15 protein-coding genes are annotated in these 21,514 nt (G+C 38.7%); 12 read left to right on the top strand and 3 right to left on the bottom strand.

All coding sequences use genetic code 11. The features are described from left to right. Positions 1-30: 30 nt before the first annotated feature. The 3 genes from ABE099_RS11240 (at position 31) to ABE099_RS11230 (ending at position 5,788) form a co-directional block, all read left to right on the top strand. Positions 31-2,250, top strand: coding sequence for a methyl-accepting chemotaxis protein (locus tag ABE099_RS11240; RefSeq protein ID WP_430030344.1), 2,220 nt, complete (start codon positions 31-33; stop codon positions 2,248-2,250). Positions 2,251-2,480: 230 nt separating this feature from the next. Further along, positions 2,481-4,253 carry a peptidoglycan D,D-transpeptidase FtsI family protein gene (locus ABE099_RS11235; RefSeq protein ID WP_430030341.1) on the top strand — a complete coding sequence of 591 codons (1,773 nt, stop codon included), beginning with the start codon at positions 2,481-2,483 and terminating at the stop codon, positions 4,251-4,253. An 86-nt stretch (positions 4,254-4,339) separates the two neighbouring features. Then, on the top strand, positions 4,340-5,788 hold the full coding sequence (locus ABE099_RS11230; protein WP_430030338.1) for a polysaccharide deacetylase family protein: 1,449 nt from the start codon (positions 4,340-4,342) through the stop codon (positions 5,786-5,788). A 95-nt stretch (positions 5,789-5,883) separates the two neighbouring features. Here ABE099_RS11230 and ilvD read toward each other — a convergent pair whose 3' ends face one another. Further along, a complete protein-coding gene (gene ilvD, locus ABE099_RS11225) occupies positions 5,884-7,572 on the bottom strand; it encodes a dihydroxy-acid dehydratase (RefSeq protein WP_430030335.1) in 1,689 nt (562 codons plus the stop codon). Between the two features lie 177 nt (positions 7,573-7,749). Here ilvD and ABE099_RS11220 point away from each other — a divergent pair, with 177 nt between their 5' ends. Continuing rightward, the gene (locus ABE099_RS11220; protein ID WP_430030332.1) at positions 7,750-8,493 is read left to right on the top strand and encodes an NAD-dependent protein deacylase; all 744 of its coding nucleotides are present in this window, start codon (positions 7,750-7,752) and stop codon (positions 8,491-8,493) included. A 78-nt stretch (positions 8,494-8,571) separates the two neighbouring features. Then, positions 8,572-9,576 (top strand): L-glyceraldehyde 3-phosphate reductase, encoded by a 1,005-nt coding sequence (mgrA, locus tag ABE099_RS11215; RefSeq protein ID WP_430030329.1) that lies wholly within the window; start codon positions 8,572-8,574, stop codon positions 9,574-9,576. A gap of 87 nt (positions 9,577-9,663) precedes the next feature. On the opposite strand, the gene ABE099_RS11210 is transcribed toward mgrA, so the two are convergent. Next, positions 9,664-10,524: an AraC family transcriptional regulator gene (locus ABE099_RS11210; protein ID WP_430030326.1), complete on the bottom strand. Its 861-nt coding sequence runs from the start codon at positions 10,522-10,524 to the stop codon at positions 9,664-9,666. An 876-nt stretch (positions 10,525-11,400) separates the two neighbouring features. Between ABE099_RS11210 and ABE099_RS11205 the strand changes: the two genes are divergently transcribed. The 4 genes from ABE099_RS11205 to ABE099_RS11190 all read left to right on the top strand — a co-directional run bounded on the left by ABE099_RS11205 (position 11,401) and on the right by ABE099_RS11190 (position 16,526). Then, the gene (locus ABE099_RS11205) at positions 11,401-12,579 is read left to right on the top strand and encodes a galactokinase (protein WP_430030324.1); all 1,179 of its coding nucleotides are present in this window, start codon (positions 11,401-11,403) and stop codon (positions 12,577-12,579) included. Position 12,580: 1 nt separating this feature from the next. Then, positions 12,581-13,567, top strand: coding sequence for a UDP-glucose 4-epimerase GalE (gene galE, locus ABE099_RS11200; protein ID WP_430030321.1), 987 nt, complete (start codon positions 12,581-12,583; stop codon positions 13,565-13,567). Between the two features lie 27 nt (positions 13,568-13,594). After that, entirely contained in the window at positions 13,595-15,178 is a 1,584-nt protein-coding gene (locus ABE099_RS11195; protein ID WP_430030318.1) for a UDP-glucose--hexose-1-phosphate uridylyltransferase, read from the top strand. Between the two features lie 184 nt (positions 15,179-15,362). Continuing rightward, positions 15,363-16,526: an iron-containing alcohol dehydrogenase gene (locus ABE099_RS11190; protein ID WP_430030316.1), complete on the top strand. Its 1,164-nt coding sequence runs from the start codon at positions 15,363-15,365 to the stop codon at positions 16,524-16,526. A gap of 153 nt (positions 16,527-16,679) precedes the next feature. Here the strand turns inward: ABE099_RS11190 and ABE099_RS11185 are convergent, their stop codons facing one another. After that, positions 16,680-17,057 carry a hypothetical protein gene (locus ABE099_RS11185; RefSeq protein ID WP_430030313.1) on the bottom strand — a complete coding sequence of 126 codons (378 nt, stop codon included), beginning with the start codon at positions 17,055-17,057 and terminating at the stop codon, positions 16,680-16,682. Between the two features lie 114 nt (positions 17,058-17,171). On the opposite strand from ABE099_RS11185, the gene ABE099_RS11180 reads away from it, so the two are divergent. The 3 genes from ABE099_RS11180 to ABE099_RS11170 all read left to right on the top strand — a co-directional run bounded on the left by ABE099_RS11180 (position 17,172) and on the right by ABE099_RS11170 (position 21,499). Beyond that, positions 17,172-19,178: a M28 family metallopeptidase gene (locus ABE099_RS11180; RefSeq protein WP_430030310.1), complete on the top strand. Its 2,007-nt coding sequence runs from the start codon at positions 17,172-17,174 to the stop codon at positions 19,176-19,178. Between the two features lie 101 nt (positions 19,179-19,279). After that, positions 19,280-19,801 carry an NfeD family protein gene (locus tag ABE099_RS11175; RefSeq protein WP_430030307.1) on the top strand — a complete coding sequence of 174 codons (522 nt, stop codon included), beginning with the start codon at positions 19,280-19,282 and terminating at the stop codon, positions 19,799-19,801. Between the two features lie 135 nt (positions 19,802-19,936). Next, positions 19,937-21,499: a flotillin family protein gene (locus ABE099_RS11170; protein ID WP_430030585.1), complete on the top strand. Its 1,563-nt coding sequence runs from the start codon at positions 19,937-19,939 to the stop codon at positions 21,497-21,499. Positions 21,500-21,514: the final 15 nt, after the last annotated feature.

Genomic DNA, 21,514 nt, shown 5'->3' with positions numbered 1-21,514 from the left:
TGCGAATATTAAAATGGGTAGGTGTTTAGTATGAGTCTAGGTCCAAAGAAAGGTTTCAAAACAGAGAAAACGAAACAGAAGGGAGAGCAGCAGGCAGGAGTTAATAAGCTTAAGACATTTCCATCGAAAATAGTTAAAAAAGTAACTTCCTATAACTATAAGAAGTTGTTTTCTGGTAAATATGCAAAAAAATCATTTGATTTTATGAAGGAAAGTACCAAGGATTTAAAATGGGCTGATCCTAGAAAGTCAGTTAGTATTCGCCTGTTTCTTATATTTTTTGTAGCTATTATGTTTTTTGTTTTATCGATCGGAATTATTTCTTATCAAATGGCTAAAGGCACCGTTGAAAATAATGCGGAAAAAGCTAACCTAGCCACTGTAACTCAAACAGCCCAAAAGCTAGATATTATTTTCGAAAAATTTCAAGACAATCTACAACAAATGTTTTTAGATGATGAAATGCAAAAGGCAATTATGGATCTGGCGTTAACAACTTCGACAGAATACGACAAGTTTACCGCAACGACAAAAATGAGAACTCGTTTGAACGCGCTTACTTTCTCAACAAAAGGGATCTCAGGTATTTATTTGGTTGCAGATGACCCCAATTTCACTAATGTGACTTCAGGTGCAGTTGATCAAAATTTCCTTGAAACCATTCATGATCAAAATTGGTTTAAAGAGTTGTCCAAATCGTCCAAGGTTATATGGCTAAATGTTCCAGAAGCAAAAGGTACACCTGTTTTCCGTTTAGCTCGTTCTGTGCAAAGTGTAAATACGATGAAACGTTTTGTATTAGTTGCAGATCTCAACCTAGATATTTTAAAAGGATATCTCCAAGAGCTTCAAATGGGTGAAGGAGCTAAGGTTCAGATTTTAGCACCTGATAACGTAATCGTTGCTTCTTCGGTAAAAGGAGAGGAAGGAAAACTTTCAGAATTTGATATTAGCAAAGCAGTTGAGCAAAAGCTGGAAAGCACTAAAACTAAAAATGCAAAAGGTGAATCTGTTCTTGCCGTATTTAAAGAGCAAGCAACCTCGGGCTGGAAACTTCTTGGCAGTATCCCAACAGCAGAGCTAACGAAAGATGCAAAAGGCATCTTACTAACTACATATATTTCAGCGGGTGTTGTCGCAATTATTGCTATTTTAATTGGAATGTGGATGGTCAATATGATTGGGCGTCCGTTAGTTAAATTAAAAGATTTAATGGAAGAAGGCGCAAAGGGGAACTTAAATGTTCGTATGGAGGTTACCTCTAAAGATGAAATTGGGCAGCTGACTGGCAGCTTTAATGTGATGATGGAGCAAATTACTACGCTAGTAGAGCAAACCAATCACTCTGCGCAAGATGTGTTAGAAACGGCAACAGAACTTACAGATGCCTCAAACAAGACAGCGATGTCCGCGAAGGAAATTGCAATTGCAACAGAAGAAATAGCGAACGGTGCTACAAGTCTGGCAAATGAAGCTGAACGTGGTAATGAGTTGGCGGATAATATTGGTCGTCAAATGGAAAAAGTGATTCAAGCGAACAAAGAAATGTCTACTTCTGCACATGAGGTAGAGCAATCTAGTCAGCTTGGTACAAAGTATTTGGATGGATTATTAAATAAAACAAATACGACAGTTGACATCATTCAAGCGTTAACCGATAAGGTAAATACGCTAAAAACAAGCACTTCTTCTGTCATGAAGGTGCTTGACGTGATGCAAAATATTACACAACAAACTAATATCTTGTCCTTAAATGCTACCATCGAAGCGGCTCGGGCAGGAGCAGCGGGTAGAGGTTTTATGGTTGTTGCAGATGAAATTCGTCAGCTTGCAGATCAATCTAGAGAATCGATCAAAATGGTAGGTAAAATAACCGATGAAATCAGTGCTGAGATGAACCAAACGGTGCAGGCTTTAATGGATGCTAATCCACTGTTTGAAGAGCAGATTGAATCCGTAAAAGAAACAAGTAAAATCTTCGTTTCCGTACAAGAAAAAATGGAAGGCTTCGTAAACCATTTAAGTATGGTAACGACCTCTATCGATGAGCTAAATCAGTCTCAGGCGGTTATGTCTGAAGCAATGACTAATGTGAGTGCTGTCGCTGAGGAGTCCTCTGCAACGTCTGAAGAGGTTGCATCATTAAGTAATGAGCAAGAAAATATCGGAAATCATTTAGTGAATCTATCTCAAAAATTAGAGCAGGTTTCAGTAGGGTTAAAAGAAACATTATCTAAGTTCACAGTATAAAGGGAAATCCATAAATTGTATATTTTTTAAATTATTTAAACTGCTTTTGTAGTGAAAACTATGAAAGCAGTTTTTTATTGTCTTGTAGTTATATGGTTTGAGAAATGTATTATGAATGTAGTTTGAAATGGTTTGAAATGTAGCGTGAAGTGTAGTGTGAAAGTTTATTTTTAAGGACATGCTTGTAATAACGACTAGGAGCTAGCTAGTTAGAAAGAAGGGACTCTATTTTGCATAGGTTATCATTATTAAGAAAACAACGCATATTTTATATTCTAATGCTCTTTTTATTTTTATTTCTAATTCTTATTTTTCGATTATTATGGATTCAAACTAGCTCTGGTTGGAAAATTATAAAGCCGAGTACATCTACAATTAATGAGTTAGCTGTTCGTCAACGACAAGAAGGAATTGAGCTTGATTCTGGTAGGGGACATATTGTAGATCGAAATGGAGTTGCCTTGACTGGTGAAGTAGTATGGACACCTGTATTATTTCCGCTTAAGCAGCTTCCATCTACTAAGGAGATGAATCGTATTGCTTCTTTGCTACATACAACAACAGCCAAGCTTCATGATACATGGGTGCATTTAAAAATACCACAAGCATGGGAAGAGAAGCAGTCAGGTGTTTTTTTTCATGTTAATCAGGATGAACTTCATCAATGGCGTAACTTGAAAGGGGTTATGGTCTTACCTTATATGAATCGTTATGCTGAAGGATTAAGAGGCAACCAATGGCTGGGTTATTTAGCAGAGCAGCCTGAATTAATAAAATCACTTGGTATCAAAAGTAGAGGGAAAAGGGACTTAAGCGTTTCATTAGGTGCAGCAGGGCTTGAACGTAGCTTTGATTTCTATTTAAGGGCAGCAGAAAAAACAGCAGCCTATTATGCAATAGACGGAAAGGGTAGAGCATTACAAGGGGTAGGAGCAACAATTAAGGGACAACCTAGTAACTATTTACCGCTCGTCGTTCATAGTACGATAGATAATACACTTCAACGTCAAATTGAGCAGTTAACAGAGGAACAACATATCGAGCAAGGTGCAATTGTTGTACTGGATGCTACCAATGGAGACGTTATTAGTATGGTTTCGCGACCTTTCTATGATCCAAAACGTATTAATTTAGAACAGGGTGAATGGAGCAATAGTGCGGTGAAAGCCGCTGTGCCAGGTTCGATTTTTAAAACGGTCATTGCTGCAGCTGCTTTAGAAAAGGGAGTAACACAGCCGAACGAAGTATTTCGTTGCAATAGGGAATATGGAAAATACGGCATGTCCTGTTGGTTAAAGGAGGGGCACGGTGACATCACGCTAGAGGATGGTTATGCACATTCCTGTAATATTGTATTTGCAACCTTAGGTGAAAGATTAAGTGAATTAGATATTATGAACACTGCGTATGGGCTTGGATTAGGCCGAAAAATAGGCTGGCAAGGAAATGACCTACAACAAATTGATCAAGAAGAAGCAGGTGTCATTTTTAAAGCAAAGCAAGTGGATGGTGGTGTACGCGCTCAAACTGCAATTGGTCAAAGAGATGTACAGATTACACCACTTCAAGCCGCTAATTTAGTAGTAACTCTATTAAATGATGGAAAAGTTGCTGCGCCTAGATTAGTGTCTGCGATTACCTATAAAGATGGCAGTCACTTTATTGATTTCGAACGAAAGGTAAGAAAAAATGAGCAACAAATTTCCCCCCGTACAAGTCGTCTGCTGACCTCATGGATGCGTAAGGTGGTTATAGAGGGAACGGGTCAATCATTGCAATCTGCGAAGTGGACACTTGCTGGGAAATCCGGAACGGCACAGGTTACCTTCGGTTCGGAGTCACGTAATCATCATTGGTTTATCGGTTATGGTCCAACCGAAAAGCCACAATATGCAGTCGCTGTTTTAATCAAAAATCAACCTATTGGGGCAAAAAATAAAGCGACCTTGCTATTTAAGGAAACCATGAATATTTTAGCAGAGCATTCTAAATTAGTACGCTAATTTACTTTCGAATATGGTAATATAAATAAGATGTTAGGTTTAAGCATGCCAGAGTAAGAACAAGAGATAAAGAGAGGGACCAGAATATGGAGACTTTGCTTCTGTGGATGTTCTACCTTACGTCACTGTATGCTTTTATACCTGGATTAATTAGTCGCTTGTTTGGTTTTAGAGTATTCCGGAGAGGGGTAAGTAAAGAGCATTTTGCACTTACCTTTGATGATGGACCTGACGCAACTTACACAACACAATTACTTGATTTATTAAAGCGTTACGATGCAAAAGCGACCTTTTTTGTTGTAGGTGCAAATGCGGAGAAACACCCAGACCTTTTGACAAGAATGCATGAGGAAGGGCATATGATTGGGGTTCACAACTATATTCACAAAACGAATTGGCTGATGAGTCCTAAAGAGGTCAGAAAGCAAATTCACAGTACAACAAAAATTATACGTGATGTAACAGGAACGAACACGCACTATTATAGACCACCTTGGGGAATCGTGAATATATTTGATTTTGCGAAACGAAATGAAACTCAAATTGTATTATGGTCAGCGATGTTTGGGGATTGGCGTTCACGACTAGGCGCTGATCGTTTGTGTAAACGAATGATGAAAAAGCTAAAGGGTGGCGAGGTTTTTTTGCTTCATGATTGTGGAGCTACACTTGGAGCCAATGTTGGTGCTCCAGGTCAAATGCTAATTGCATTGGAACGTGTACTGCAAGAAGCTGAGCAACGCGGTTTAAAGAGCATTCGGATTGATGAATTAATTACCGAAACAGAGCAAACAACAGGTAAAAAGACGTCTCTTTCTTCTTACTTAGAGGAAAAGGCATCGGGTAAAAGAACTTTACCTCGAATGAAAAGATTTGTTGTTTACTTATGGTTGCTGTGGGAAAAGGTATTTCATTATTTGTTCCATTTAAGGTCTACAAATACTGAAGATCCTTTCTTACATTTTAGAATTAGAACTTATCACGGTGAAACTGTAATGATGAAGGGGACAAGGGACAACGTCCCTTTGCAGCATGGGGATAGGGTCATGGAGTTACATTTTGACAACAAAAAGCTATTCCAGATTGGAATGTCCTCAAGAACCTCACTACAGATTGCCATTCAAATGATTCGAGGCGTAGAGAAGACCTTGCCTGAGCTAGCAAGTTATATTGCACAGCATCCTGAATTTGGGGAGATCAAAGCCTTATATGGAGTCAGTATGATTAATCGTGGGCCAGAGAAGTTTGGATTTACGGTAACTGAATTACCTAAAGGATTTTTTGCTAGATCTACTCGCATTTATTTAAAATTTTTAATGAGTATTATTCATCCAGACGGCTTTTCAAGAGTTAATAACAAAGAAACAGCACACCAGTTAGAGCCTAAAATGATTATGATGCCACTAGATGTATTATTCCAGAAATACTTATCTGACTCATCTCATTTTCGTTGGTACGATAATCAGCTTCAACCGGTTGCGACAACAGAGGAAGAAGAGGAAGCTGTGATGCAAGCTCATTTGCATTATCATTAATCCCAAAACTTACAATATAATATCAATAATATTAACAAAAGGGCATCGTAAGTCTTATTCAAGACTTGCGATGCCTCTTCTTAATTGGAGAAGCTTTAAATTTTTAAGACGCCACCTTGGCTTGCATTTGTAACCAACTTGGAGTAACGTGCCAAGTAACCTGTTTTTACTTTAGGCTCGAACTCTTTCCAGTTTTCACTGCGACGACGTGCTAACTCTTCATCAGAAACATGAAGCTCTATTTTACGATTGTTAAGATCAAGCTCAATAATATCGCCGTCCTCAACAAAAGCAATAGGTCCACCCTCTGCAGCTTCAGGAGAAATATGACCGATACTAATTCCACGGGATGCCCCTGAGAAACGTCCGTCTGTAATAAGACCAACCTTAGCACCTAAGCCCATGCCCGCAATTTGGGAGGTTGGAGCTAGCATTTCTGGCATACCAGGTCCACCCTTAGGTCCCTCATACCGAATAACTACGACATGACCTTCTTTAACCTTGCCATTTGCAATGCCATACAATGCTTCATCTTGTGAATCAAAGCAAATCGCAGGTCCTTTGTGATAACCACCTACAGAAGGGTCAACTGCACCTACTTTGATTACAGAACCTTCAGGTGCCAAATTACCGTAAAGAATTGCAAGTCCACCACGCTCAGAATACGGATTATCTATAGAATGAATAACATTATGATCCTTAATTTCATGTCCAGTTACATTTTCAGCAATTGTTTTGCCAGTTACCGTCATTTGATCACCATGGATCGCACCCGGCTTTTTGAGCAATTCGTTAAGAACTGCACTCACACCACCCGCATTTTGTACATCCTCGATGAAGTAATTAGATGCAGGAGCAAGCTTAGAAATATGTGGAACACGGTTAGCAACTTCATTAATACGCTCTAAAGGATAATCGATACCTGCTTCTTGAGCCAATGCTAACGTATGAAGAACTGTATTCGTAGAACCACCCATTGCCATATCAAGGGCAAATGCGTTATCAATCGATTCTTTTGTAACGATATCACGAGGCTTCAAATCTAGCTTAATTAATTCCATAAGCTGCTTCGCAGATTGTCTTACAAACTCACGACGTTCCTCAGCTACAGCTAAGATTGTCCCGTTTCCAGGCATTGCAATCCCTAATGCTTCGGCAAGACAGTTCATGGAGTTTGCAGTAAACATTCCTGAACAAGATCCACAGGTTGGACAACCAAATTGTTCTAATTCAAGTAGTTCATCATCCGTAATTTGGCCAGTTTGGTGAGCACCAACACCTTCAAATACAGAAGTTAAGGACAGTTTGTTCCCTTTACTGTCTACGCCAGCCTTCATAGGTCCACCACTGACAAAGATCGTTGGAATATTTACACGTAAAGCCCCCATCATCATTCCTGGGGTAATTTTATCACAGTTTGGAATACATACCATGCCATCAAACCAGTGAGCAGAAACGACCGTCTCTAAGGAATCTGCAATAATTTCACGGCTAGGTAAGGAATATCTCATCCCGATATGTCCCATTGCGATTCCATCGTCTACACCAATCGTATTAAATTCAAATGGAACGCCACCTGCCTCACGAATTGCATCTTTAACAATTTTCCCGAATTCCTGCAAGTGGACATGTCCTGGAACGATATCGATATAGGAGTTGCACACGGCAATAAACGGTTTGCCAAAATCTTCCTCCTTTACCCCAGCGGCACGTAGCAAGCTACGGTGAGGTGCCCGATCAAAGCCTTTTTTAATCATATCAGAACGCATTTTCTTGGCTGCCATGTTATTCAACTTCCTCCCATTTATATATATTGTAGTGAATTGTAGCTTTAACTAGCTAAAGGTTTTCTCAATAGTCTAACACATGTGGTTAAGTTTTTCTATCCATCCTTTTTGTTTATTGCATGAAAATATTGTTATGTTGAAATGTTATAATAAAAATGAAAGGAGTGGTGTGATTTGAATCAAGAACAGACATTAGCAAGCTGGATTAAGGAAAGCAGCAAAATTGTTTTTTTTGGAGGGGCAGGCATTTCTACTGAAAGTGGTATTCCTGATTTCCGTTCAGCAGCAGGACTGTATCAAGCCCAACATCAATCGCCATATTCCCCTGAGGAGATACTCAGTCGTCGTTTTTTTAATCGACATCCTGAAGTTTTTTTTGATTTTTATAAATCTAAAATGCTACATTTAGACGCGCGACCTAATGCTGCTCATCAGTTTTTAGCTAGACTTGAACAAAATGATCAATTGGAAGCGATTATTACACAAAATATAGATGGATTACATACAGATGCAGGCAACAAAAAAGTATGGGAATTGCATGGGTCAATTCATCGTAATTTTTGCATGGGTTGTGGAAGATTTTATTCTTTAGATGAAGTCGCCAATAGTAATGACATTGTTCCTCGTTGTGACGATTGCGGAAAGATCGTTAAACCTGATGTTGTGTTATATGAAGAAAATTTGAATGAAAATGTTATTTCGGGTGCGATTGAAGCTATGCAGCAAGGAGACTTATTATTGATCGGTGGAACCTCCCTTACTGTCTATCCTGCGGCTAATTTTATTCATTACTTTAGAGGGAACCGTATTGTTTTATTGAATTCATCCTCAACACCATATGATAATCAAGTAGATTTGCACATAAAAGAGCCAATTGGTGCTGTACTAGAAAGAGTAGGGAAAATCATTTTTCTTTAGCTATCTTTCACGTTATAATGACCTTATGAAAGCGTAAGCATGTTTGACCCAATTCGATATGAAAGAAGGAGCGCTTAAATGACATATACAGCAAATGAACATCGATATGATACGATGGCATATAATCGTGTGGGGAAATCTGGATTAAAGCTACCAGCAATTTCATTAGGGCTATGGCATAATTTTGGAGGCATTAATTCTTTTGAAAATGGGAGAGAAATGATACGCACCGCATTTGATTTAGGGATTACTCATTTTGATTTAGCGAATAACTATGGTCCCCCTCCAGGGTCGGCTGAAGAAATGTTTGGACAAGTATTAGACAAAGACCTAGCACCTTATCGAGACGAGTTAATTATTTCGACTAAGGCAGGTTATAACATGTGGCCGGGTCCTTATGGAGAATGGGGCTCTCGCAAATATTTAGTATCAAGCCTTGATCAAAGTTTAAAACGCATGGGCTTAGATTATGTGGATATTTTTTATTCACATCGCTTTGACCCCGATACTCCATTGGAGGAAACGATGATGGCGTTAGACCATATTGTCCGCTCTGGTAAAGCATTGTATGTAGGAATTTCAAGCTATGATCCTGCACAAACCGCTGAAGCTGCAAAAATTTTAAAATCACTGGGCACGCCACTGCTCATTCATCAGCCTGCTTATTCCATGCTTAATCGCTGGATTGAAGATGGTTTACAAGATGTACTAGAGGAGAATGGTGTCGGCAGTATTGCTTTTTGTCCATTAGCACAAGGCTTGCTAACGAATAAATATCTCAATGGAATTCCAGAGCAATCTAGAGCGAAAAGTGCAAGTGTATTTTTAAATGAACAAAATATTACACCTGAATTGCTTCGAAAAGTACATGCATTAAATCAGATTGCTGTAGCTCGTGGACAAAGCTTAGCCCAATTAGCGCTTGCTTGGGTATTGCGTAACGGTAAAGTGACCTCTGCTTTGATTGGGGCAAGTAGAGCTACTCAAATTGAAGAAAACGTTAGAACATTAGATAACCTAGATTTTTCAGCTGAAGAATTAGAGCGTATCGAAATGATTTTGAATAGTGCCGGAGAGCATTAATAAACGTATGTAGAGCCTAAAATCATAAATATAAAATTGTTAAACGCAACCTTGATACGGGTTGCGTTTTTTTTGAAATTTACTCTATTACGATTTTCTTGTTATCGATTTTCGATAATCACTAGGAGATTTCCCGTATATTTTACGAAATTGTCTTGAAAAATAAAGAGGATCGGTCATTCCCACTGAAGCCGCAATTTGCTCAATTGATAGTTCAGGTTTACCACGAAGCAATTGTCTTGATTTTTCAATTCGTAGCTTTAATAAATAAGACACAGGAGTAGTCCCTGTTTCTTTACGGAAAATGCGAGACAAATAGGCGCGATTGTAGCCCAAACTATGACACATTTGCTCAATCGAGATCGGATAAGCGTATTGGCTAGACATATAGTGAATCATCTGTTTTACAATACGTTGTACTACCGTCTCACCAACAGGTATTGGAGAGTCCTTAAGCAACGTTTCTTTCGCTTCACCCATAATAAGATACAAGTATCCGAGAGATAATAAATTAGCGCCTAATTTTCGGTTGTGAAATGCCTCTAGCACTTCAAAAAGCATTTTTGAGATTTCACTTTCTGCTCCAGGTGTAAATACGGTGATTTGTGGCGTAAATCCAGCCTCTTGAATCAAAGCTTCAGCGCCAGCACCTGAAAAGGCAATCCAGCGATAACGCCATGGCTCAATCGGGTCGGAAGCATAGCTAACTAACTGATTTGGTGGAATCAGAAAGCAATCACCTGCTTGTAATGTGTACACAATTGAATCGTTTACAAATTGCCCTTTGCCATGCTCGATAAAATGTAATAAATAATAATTATATATTTTAGGACCTAGCTTATGTTCGGCCTCAGTCTGACTAGCCCCTGCAAACAATACATGCAGGTTGCTGTTGCTACCAGCATCGCCTTCAGGATTTGCCGCCGAATAATAAGTAACATCCGCCATACCTTCTTCACCTCAACCTATAAATTTAGTTAATAAAGCTACTATTAAACAATGCTATTTGAAAAGGATAATACTTTGACTACCCACCTGAATTTGTGAAGAGACGGGGGGATTGTGAGAAGCGGAGGAGCAGAGAGATGGTGGAAAAGCGAAAGCGTCCGCCTTTAAAGACACACTTTTATTAGTTTAAGACATGTTATAAAAGAAAGTGGGGCTTTAACAGCGGTTGAAACCACTCTCTGCTACGCAGCTTCCCACCATACCTTCTTCAACTCTATAAATTAGTTGAAAAAGAATAAAACATTTAATGAAATACTTGTTAACCACCTGAATTTGTGAAGAGACATAGGGATTGTGGAGAAGCAAAGCGTTCGCATTTAAAAATCAAAATTTAACCTATAGCATTTTATTCAGAAAAAAATTTGATTTTAAGAGCGATCGAAACAACCCTCTGGAACGTAACGTCCACCTACCCTTCTTCACCTTTGAATATAAATAAGTTTAAAAATAATGCTTATTAAATAAAATAGTTGTTAACCAACTAAACCAGTGAAGAGACAGGGGGATTGTGGAGAAGCGGAGCGTTCGTATTTAAAATCAAATTTTAACCTATATAGTTTATTTAAATAAAATTTGATTTTAAGAGCGATCGAAACAACCCTCTGGAACGTAACGTCCACCTAGTTGGTATCAATCTTATTATTAAATAGTTGTTTAACTCATTTATATTCTAAACCTTAAAGTCACATAAATCCATATTCAACTAACATAGATGCATTATCATTTTTGAGCGTATTCTTTATACTTAAATCAAGAAGGATCCATCTTGAAATTAGTAGTTGAAAGACAATAATGCTAGCAAAGGGGTTATTTTCAATGAATAAACAAGAACTACAACAATTATTTTTGACACGTTATGAAGAAAATGAGCAATCCCTACATTATTACAATGCACCTGGTCGTGTTAATTTGATTGGTGAGCATATTGATTATAACGGTGGGTATGTATTGCCTGCTGCACTTGAATTTGGAACAACGTTAATTATCCGTAAGCGGAATGATGATATTGTAAATCTAAAATCTACAAATCTACCTTATGAAGCTTCAATTCAGCTACAAAATATCGGAGTAGAAAAAACAGGAGAATGGGTGGATTACCCATTAGGGATTATCGTTGAGCTTAAAAAAATGGGGGTTGAGCTGTCCTCTGGTTATGATCTATTATTCCATGGCGAAATTCCAAACGGTTCTGGCCTTTCCTCTTCTGCTTCTATTGAAGTGGTTACTGCTTACTGCTTGCTTGGGATGGAAGGTAAAGCACAAGACAAGGTAGAAATTGCGGTATTATCACAACGGACTGAAAATCAATATGTAGGTGTAAATAGTGGCATCATGGATCAGTTTGCCGTTGCAAACGGAGCAAAGGATCATGCGATTTTGTTAATGTGCGACACATTGGAATATGATCTAGTCCCTTTCCGCACAGGTGCTTATAAAATTGTTATTAGTAATACAAATAAGCGTAGAGGGCTTGTGGACTCAAAATATAATGAGAGACGTAGTGAATGTGATGCGGTGTTAGCCACGTTACAGCAGCAGGAGCCAGAACTTAACTATCTTGCACATTTAACACCAGAACGTTTTGAACAATTAAAAGGCTTAATTCAAGATGAGGTGCTGCTACGTCGGGCAACCCATGTCGTTGAAGAAAATGCACGTGTTTTAAAATCAGTTGAAGCTCTTAAGGGTAACGACTTGCACTTATTTGGCACCTATATGAACGCTTCTCATGACTCATTACGTGATCTTTATGAAGTTAGCTGCCTAGAGCTAGATGTGTTAGTTGAGGAAGCTCGCAAGATTAAAGGAACATTAGGCTCTCGTATGACAGGTGCAGGTTTTGGAGGTTGTACGGTATCTCTTGTGCATGAAGATGATGTAGCGCAGTTTGTAGCAGAGGTGGGTCCAGCATATGAGGCACGTACAGGACTCAAGGCAGACTTTTATATTTGTGGAGTAGGTCAAGGCGTACATGAAATAAAGGAGGACAAATAACATGGCTATTCTCGTAACAGGTGGAGCAGGGTACATCGGATCTCATACAGTAGCTGAATTACTTGATCAAGGCAAGGAGGTTGTCGTGATTGACAATCTGCAGTCTGGACATCGTGATGCGTTGCTTGGTGGAAAGCTATACGAGGGAGATCTTCGTGACAAAGCATTATTAGCAAAGCTATTTTCCGAAAATGACATCGAAGCTGTCATTCATTTTGCCGCAAATTCACTTGTTGGTGAAAGTATGCAAAAGCCAGTTAAATATTATGACAATAACGTCTATGGCACATTATGCTTATTAGAAGCAATGGATGAAGCTAACGTACGTAAAATTGTATTTTCCTCTACCGCAGCAACGTATGGCGAGCCAGATAAAGTGCCTATTGAAGAAAGCGATCCTACGAATCCAACTAATGTATATGGGGAAACCAAGCTGACGATGGAACGCATGATGTCTTGGTTTGATAAGGTGTTAGGGATCAAATATGTAGCGTTGCGTTATTTTAATGCAGCAGGTGCACATCCTAGTGGCAAAATTGGTGAAGATCATTCTCCAGAAACCCATTTGATTCCTTTAATCATCCAAGCGGCTCAAGGTAAACGTTCAGCAATTTCAGTATTTGGTGACGATTATCCAACTGCGGATGGTACTTGTGTACGTGATTATATTCATGTGAGTGACCTTGCAGATGCGCACGTGCTTGCTGTTCAGCATTTATTAGCAGGTGGAGAAAGTGATGTGTTTAATCTCGGTAATGGTCAAGGTTTTTCAGTCAAAGAAGTGATTGCAAAGGTACAGGAAGTAACAGGTCGCAGCTTCCCAGTAGAAATCAGTCCAAGACGTGCTGGTGACCCTGCGGTGCTCATCGCTTCCTCTGAAAAAGCTAGAAAGGTGCTTGGCTGGAATCCTTCTCGTAATCAGCTTGATGATATTATCGCAAGTGCTTGGGGTTGGCACGAGCAACATCCAGACGGCTACAATGACTAAGCTTGATGATAAAGGAGGGTGTTTAAGGTGACAGCACAAGATGAACTAAAAAATGAAGCGCTTTTTGCAATAGAGCAGCTAGTTCGTTACGCATTCGAGCAACGTTTAATCGGAAATGAGGATATTGATTTTTCTCGCAACCAATTGTTATCCCTTTTTCAAAGTGATGAGCCGTATTTAGGAAATCAGTCTACAACGTCGATATCTAGTCCTGAAGCACCTCTTGATGTATTAATGGACTATGGCTATTCTATTGGACTTATTGCAGAAAATTCAGATACGTATCGCGATTTGTTAAATGCAAAAATTATGGGTTTGCTTATGCCTCGTCCATCTGAGACGATTGCGGCTTTTAAGCACACCACTGAAACAAAAGGTATTGAAGCAGCTACGGATGAATTTGTCCATTTATCTACGGCAAGTAACTATATTCGGATGGATCGGATTTCTAAAAATATGTATTGGGAGCAAGAAACGGATTTTGGCACGATGGAAATCACTATTAATTTGTCTAAGCCAGAAAAAAATCCTAAGGAAATTGCAGCGGCAAAGCTGTTACCTCCGCCAATCTATCCAAAGTGTCAATTATGTCGTGAAAATGTAGGTTATTCAGGGCGACTTAATCATCCTGCTAGGCAAAATTTAAGAGTCATACCGATTGAACTAAACAATGAACCTTGGTTTTTCCAATACTCCCCTTATGTTTATTACAATGAGCATTGTATCGTGTTCCATCATGACCATGTTCCTATGAAGCTGACGAAGGAAACGTTCCAACGTTTACTTGATTTCGTTGAACAGTTTCCCCACTACTTTGTAGGCTCAAATGCAGATTTGCCGATTGTAGGGGGCTCAATTCTCACACATGATCATTTCCAAGGTGGACGTCACACCTTCCCACTGGAAAAAGCACCAAGTGAAGCAACGTTCACCCATGCAGATTATGCAGGGGTAACTGTAGCGATGGTGAAGTGGCCTATGACCGTCATCCGCTTACAAGGTGACGATAAGCAAGCTGTGCTTGAGGCAGGGAATGATCTCTATGAAAAGTGGAAGCAATACAGTGATCCAGATGTAGAAGTATTTGCCTTCTCCAAAGGGGAAGATGGGACTACGGTTCCTCATAATACCGTAACACCGATTGTGCGTCGTAGTCAGGCTGGGGGCTATGAGATGGACGTGGTATTGCGTAATAATCGTACCAACGAAGAGCATCCAGAAGGGATTTTTCACCCACATCGTGAAATGCACCATATTAAAAAGGAAAATATCGGCTTAATCGAAGTGATGGGCTTAGCTATTTTACCCGGTCGCTTAAAGGAAGAGTTAAACGATATTGCTTCGATTTTGAGTGGGAATGTGGTGTTGTATAAAGAAGCAGTGGGAAATCAAGGTCATCCGCTAGCTGTTCATAAAGAATGGATTGAGCAATTAGTTGGACTGCATGGAACAAGTCTTACCTTTGATGAAGCGCAATCTTTGCTGCAAAATGTAGTTGGCATAAAATTTGCAGAAATTTTAGGTCATGCAGGGGTATTTAAAAATAATGAAGTAGGACGTAATGCCTTCCGTAAGTTTCTGTTTGAAGCAGGGTATGTGGAAAGTAAATAATTTTTAGACCTAATGTACTTGATTTGAAGTAGTGGTTGATCGGAACAAAAGTCGAGGAAATTGCAGTACACCTCAGTTGTTCCATCAGCCTCTATTTTTTTATAATGATGTCATTTGTAATTTAAGGTAGGACAGCCCTATAATATATAGTGGTAGTTACAAATTTAAAGCGGAGGTACAATAAATGAATACTTTTACTTTTCATAATCCCACCAAGTTAATTTTCGGGAAAAATACATTATCCTCATTAAGTAAGGAAGTAGAGCAATATGGACGTAATGTGCTGCTTGTTTACGGTGGGGGAAGCATTAAGCGTACTGGCCTATATGATGAAGTAATGACTGAATTAGGTAAAATTAATGCAGTTGTGACAGAACTAGCTGGTGTTCAACCTAACCCTCGTTTATCCACTGTACATGAAGGTGTAGACCTTTGTCGCAAGCATAATATTGACCTGGTTCTTGCCGTTGGCGGAGGCAGTGTTATTGACTGTGCTAAAGCGATTGCTGTTGGTGCTAAATATGATGGAGATATGTGGGATTTTGCAGAGCGAAAAGCTGTTGCGCAAGGTGGACTTCCACTAGGTACCGTATTAACGATTGCCGCTACAGGTTCAGAAATGAATGCAGGTTCTGTTATTACGAATGAGAAAACAGAAGAAAAATTAGGTTGGGGTAGCTATTACGCATTCCCTGCTTTTTCAATTTTAGATGCGACATACACAGCAACATTACCTAAGGATCAAACTGTATACGGTATGGTTGATATAATGTCTCACGTATTTGAAACATATTTCCATCCAGACAAAAACACGTTGCTACAAGATGAATTTTGTGAAGGCTTGTTGCGGACAGTGATTGAAACAGCGCCTAAGCTTATTGCTGATCTTCAAAGCTACGAACATAGAGAAACTATTTTATTAGCTGGAACAATGGCTTTAAATGGCGTATTAAGTATGGGGGTTCGTGGTGATTGGGCGACACATAACATTGAGCATGCCGTATCCGCGGTGTATGATATTCCGCATGGTGGAGGACTGGCTATCTTGTTCCCACATTGGATGAAATACAATATGCATCATGACCTTGCACGTTTTAAACGTTTGGCTGTTAAGGTGTTTAATGTGGATCCTACAGGTAAAAGTGATGAGCAGGTTGCAGAGGAAGGCATTGCAGCACTTCGTGCTTTTTGGGATTCCATCGGAGCACCAAGCCGCTTAGCAGATTATGACATTGATGATAGTAAGCTTGAGCTTATGGCGGATAAAGCAGTTCGCTTTGGCGCATTTGGTAATTTTGCGAAGCTGGAAAAAGAGGATGTTATGGAGATTTATCGCAGAGCGCTATAAGCTTTGTGACTGACCTTACTGTAATCACAGAAGCGACTAATGAGGGTTGTCCCAAATTAGTCGCTTCTTTTTTTACATCTTTTAAGCAAATTTTGAATTTAGGTATTGAATTGCTTTTTTTAAGTATGAGTGAATATGCCAAAAATGAAATAATTAGTGCCAGTATTGATGGGATGAACGTATATGTCTACCTTCAACAGTTTGGCTTTTGTTACCACAAGCACATGCGTATGTTTTGGACTCGTACCAGTTTGTGATTTCACACATAACAGCCGTTTCAGTCCCATTAGATTCTCTAATCCATATAGAATGAGAACCCCCTGGACGTGATACTTCTGTTTGTCCTACAAGTCTAAGTGAATGTTGACCACTAGGATAATAGCCACATGCCTCGGCATGCAATTCAATTCCCGATGATGGTGAAATACTATTAGGTTGAGTATCAACTGCAATCCCCTCTGCTAGCGCAGTATTTGAAAAACCTACTAATAGAGTTAACGTAACAACAATTGATAAAAATCGTTTTCTCATTTTTCCACCTCCTTTCAAATTCTATCATAATGGATGTTACATTAATCTAAATATTATATATTTTGCTAAAATATGATATTATTATCCTACATTTTGATAAAATAGGAGGATTATATGAACACTTGTGGGACCAATAAAATTATAATGGCTATACTTGCCTTATTCTTTGTTTTTTCATTAACTTTAGTTGGTTGTCAATCATCTAAAAGTAAACCCTCAGAACCGATGGAAGTAATAAAAGAATTAACTAGTAATAAGATGATGGGACGGTTGCCAGGAACGGAGGGTAACGTAAAGGCGAGTGAATATGTAGAAAAGCAATTTCAATTAATTGGGCTTAAACCTTTTAAGGGAAATTCATTTAAGCAGTCCTATCAGCAAGATTTCTTTGATCCTAATAAGCAAAAGTATATGATGAAAGTAAAACTTAAAGACGGGAACAGCAAGGAATTTAAATATGGACACGATTATGTAGAGCAAAGAGTGAATTTTAAATTTAATAATGAAGCTGACATTACTTTTGATATAAATGATGTGGATTTAGGAGAAAAGATTTTGGTACTTGAGGATATAAAAAGCTTTGACATGACAAAGCAGCAAATTCAACCCCAAGCTATATTAATATCAACCTCTAATTTTAAAAAGCTTTTACCTACAGAATCGAAAGAGCAGCCGTTTTATCAAATCAGCCCAGATACATATCAATGGCTTTATACCCATAGGGATCAAATACAAAAAATGCAACTATCTATGGAATTAGAACAGGGGGCTATTTCGGTTAACAATATCGTTGGTTTGATTACTGGCAAGCAAAGCCAAGATCAACGTCGGGCTATTGTTATTTCAGGTCATTTTGATCATGTTGGTTGGAATACTGGCAAAAAGGAAGAAATTTATCGAGGTGCCGTAGATAATGCATCTGGTGTTGCTGCTATGTTAAAGCTTGCTTCATTATTACAAGAGGATGCTAGTAAAACCCCTTTTGAAAGTGATCTTATTTTTGTTGCATTTAATGGTGAAGAGTCGCATTTTCAGGGTAGTAAAAACTTTGTAGCTCAATTAGGTAATACCTATGACAATGTGTTTAATATTAATTTAGATTGTTTAGGTGTTGTAAATGGTGGAAAAGTCGTGCTTGATGGGGAAGAAAATGATGGGTTAGTGAATAGTATGTTAGATTTCTTTAATGAAAAAGGAGTTTCAGCGATAAAAAGTAATATCATCGGGAGTGATCATTTATCCTTTTCAGCAAAAGGAATCCCAGCATTAACAGTAACCCAAGAAGAATATAACTTTATTCATACTAAAACAGATACGTTAGAGCGTATTGACGAGGGTATGTTAACTAAGATGATTACGATTGTGCATCAATATATATTAAAAAATGAGCCTACCTTGGCTCAACTGAAGGAGCAGGTAAAAACTGAACAGCGGGTCAATTCAATCTTATCATCAGAAGAAGAAAAGTATTATGATGAACTAGAGGAACAAGCGAAGCAAGAGCGCAAAAATATGAAATTAGGACAATACATGTATAAAGGAACAAAGGAAAAGTCTCTTGGTGTAATAAAAGAGTCCGAAGGTTATTCTACAATAGATCAGATAAAAAAAGACTTTGATAAAATGATTGTGTTGCCTAGTCTAGCCAACTATGTCTTTGATTCAGCACGTATACGAATTAACTGGGATAATGACAAAATGTTAGGATTCGATAGTATTGAGTTTAATAAAAAATATGAAATACAATTCAATACTCAAGATATAGTTGATTTATTTCTCACATACCGTACCAAGGATAACAAAGCGTTAAGAGTTTTGCTAAGTAAAGAAAAAATACAGTATTTAGAGGGAGAGGGCGTCACAATAGCTACTAAAACTTATGGTGAACAGGAGTACACAATAGCTTCTACTGAAAAAAATATAATGTTATATACAGATATAAAAATAAAGGATACAACCTATTTTATTCAAATATATGGTGAACAATTTAATATCTCTGAGCAAAACGGAGTTAAGGAAGAAATTTCTATTTTAGACTGGCCAAAGGATGAATCAGATCAGCATATTAAGTTCACTCATGAGCTACCGTGGAAGGATATAATTACAAAACTAGGGTTCTAAAAAACACCCTAATTTAGTATTACATGAATAATTTATGAAACGAAAATGTAAATTGACCGTATAATTAGTTATATTAAGGCAGTCCGAAAGGGGGGAGTTAGATGGAGTCGTTGTATTGGGGCTGTCTCATTGGTGGCAGCGTTTTTGCAATTGTAAGTGTGGTTTTAGGTGATCTGATTGGAAGCTTTATTGATGGGGTGTTTGATTTTTTTGCAGTTGATTTTCTTAAGCCAATCATATTGTCTTCCGCTGTAACCTCGTTTGGAGGTGCAGGTATTTTATTAGGTCGTTATTCTCCACTTACTACATCTGTTGTACTTATTTTTTCCATCGTTATTGCGTTATTGTTATGTGTTGTTATTTATTTTGGTTACGTTAAACCGATGGAAAATAGTGAAAACTCCACCAGTTACTCTATAAAAGAGCTACCTGGTAAATTGGGCGAAGTGACTGTACCTATTCCAGAGCAAGGTTTTGGTGAAGTCATGATTAACTTTGTTGCTGGCAACACGCTACATATTGCATCTAGTTGGGATCAACGGCAAATTCCTGTGGGGACAAAGGTGGTCGTTATTGATACCGAAGATGGTGTAGTCAAGGTTTCAGAATTAGAGCCAGCCTAACCTATTTTTAATGTGTAGTACAAACTAGCTTTTTAACTCACAAATATAGACGAAGAGGAGAGGGTAAGTTTGAATTTAGAAAATATTCCTGATTTTTTATTGATTCCTGGTATTGTTATTGTTGTAATCGTTGTAATGGGGTTAGCATTTTGGGCAAGATATAAAACAGTAAGCCCAGACGAAGCGATGATCGTAACGGGTTCATTTTTAGGTAATAAAAATATTTCTGATGATGATACAGGCCGTAAAATTAAAATTGTTCGTGGTGGCGGTGCGTTTATTTGGCCGATTTTCCAAAAAGCTGAGTTTATGTCGCTATTATCACATAAGCTTGATGTTATGACACCAGAGGTTTATACGGAGCAAGGTGTTCCGGTAAGTGCTGACGGCGTTGCGATTATTAAGGTGGGCGGTTCCACAGAAGATGTAGCAACGGCTGCGGAGCAATTTATGGGCAAACCAATTGAAGCTCTAAAGGGTGAAGCGCAAGAGGTATTAGAAGGACATTTGCGTTCAATCTTAGGTGCGATGACTGTTGAAGAGGTTTACCGAAACCGTGATAAATTTGCGCAAGAGGTACAAGGTGTAGCTGCACGTGACTTAAAGAAAATGGGTCTACAAATTGTCTCCTTTACGATTAAGGATGTACGTGATAAGCATGGTTATCTAGAAGCCTTAGGTAAACCAAGAATTGCCGCTGTTAAAAGAGATGCGGAAATTGCTGAAGCTGATGCAGTTAGAGATTCCCGTATTAAGAAGGCGCTAGCAGAAGAGCAAGGACAAAAGGCGGAACTACTAAGAGATACAAATATCGCTGAAGCCTCTAAAGAAAAAGAGCTTAAGGTTGCTTCCTTTAAAAAGGAACAGGACACTGCCAAAGCGGAAGCTGACCAAGCGTACCATATTCAAGAAGCACGTGCCAAACAAACGATGGTAGAAGAACAAATGAAGGTAGAATTGGTACGTAAAGAACGTGAAATTGATTTGCAGGATAAAGAAATCACCGTTCGTCAAAAGCAATATGATGCTGAAGTAAAGAAAAAAGCAGACGCGGATCGTTATGCGGTAGAGCAAGCGGCTGAAGCGGATAAAGCGAAGAAAATGAGAGAAGCAGATGCACTTCAATATTCCATTGAAACTCAAGCAAAAGCATCCGCAGAGCAAAAACGTTTAGAAGGTTTGGCGATTGCAGATGCAGAGCGTGCTAAAGGTACAGCAGATGCTGAAATTATTCGTTTGCGTGGTTTAGCTGAAGCGGAAGCAAAAGAAAAGCTTGCTGAAGCCTTCCAAAAATTTGGTGAAGCAGCCGTTCTCGATATCGTCGTTAAAATGTTGCCAGAGCTTGCTGGTAAAATTGCCGCTCCGATCTCATCCATTGATAAGTTAACTGTAGTGGATACAGGTAAAGGTGAAGGCGCAGCTAGAGTCAGCAACTACGTTACAGAGCTAATGGCAACTGCACCTGAAATGCTTAAGGATGTATCAGGAATTGACATCAATAAGCTAATTCAAAAGCTAACTGGTGATAAATCGGAAGCAAGTAGCCATAATTCCAGTGTAGCTGTACCGGCTGCTATCGCAGCAGCGTTGGGGACCAAAAAAGTTGTGGATCAGGCGCAAGTCAAAATTGACGTCCCAAGTAATGTAACAAAAGCAAATAGTACAGATTCTGACACAGTAACTGACGCAGAAAAGTAATATAATATATAAGAT

Origin of the sequence: Paenibacillus turicensis (genome assembly GCF_050461185.1) — a bacterium.
In the GTDB taxonomy this organism is placed as follows: Bacteria; Bacillota; Bacilli; order Paenibacillales; family Paenibacillaceae; genus Fontibacillus; species Fontibacillus turicensis_A.
Note: the sequence above shows the minus strand (reverse complement) of the source record. Positions and strands in the feature narration are given on the sequence as shown.

Coding starts and splice junctions, on each gene's coding strand:
- ABE099_RS11180 (WP_430030310.1), top strand. CDS start 17,172: ATGAACACTTGTGGGACCAATAAAATTATAATGGCTATACTTGCCTTA.
- ABE099_RS11205 (WP_430030324.1), top strand. CDS start 11,401: ATGAATAAACAAGAACTACAACAATTATTTTTGACACGTTATGAAGAA.
- ABE099_RS11210 (WP_430030326.1), bottom strand. CDS start 10,524: ATGGCGGATGTTACTTATTATTCGGCGGCAAATCCTGAAGGCGATGCT.
- ABE099_RS11230 (WP_430030338.1), top strand. CDS start 4,340: ATGGAGACTTTGCTTCTGTGGATGTTCTACCTTACGTCACTGTATGCT.
- ilvD (WP_430030335.1), bottom strand. CDS start 7,572: ATGGCAGCCAAGAAAATGCGTTCTGATATGATTAAAAAAGGCTTTGAT.
- ABE099_RS11190 (WP_430030316.1), top strand. CDS start 15,363: ATGAATACTTTTACTTTTCATAATCCCACCAAGTTAATTTTCGGGAAA.
- galE (WP_430030321.1), top strand. CDS start 12,581: ATGGCTATTCTCGTAACAGGTGGAGCAGGGTACATCGGATCTCATACA.
- ABE099_RS11240 (WP_430030344.1), top strand. CDS start 31: ATGAGTCTAGGTCCAAAGAAAGGTTTCAAAACAGAGAAAACGAAACAG.
- ABE099_RS11185 (WP_430030313.1), bottom strand. CDS start 17,057: ATGAGAAAACGATTTTTATCAATTGTTGTTACGTTAACTCTATTAGTA.
- mgrA (WP_430030329.1), top strand. CDS start 8,572: ATGACATATACAGCAAATGAACATCGATATGATACGATGGCATATAAT.
- ABE099_RS11170 (WP_430030585.1), top strand. CDS start 19,937: ATGGGGTTAGCATTTTGGGCAAGATATAAAACAGTAAGCCCAGACGAA.
- ABE099_RS11175 (WP_430030307.1), top strand. CDS start 19,280: ATGGAGTCGTTGTATTGGGGCTGTCTCATTGGTGGCAGCGTTTTTGCA.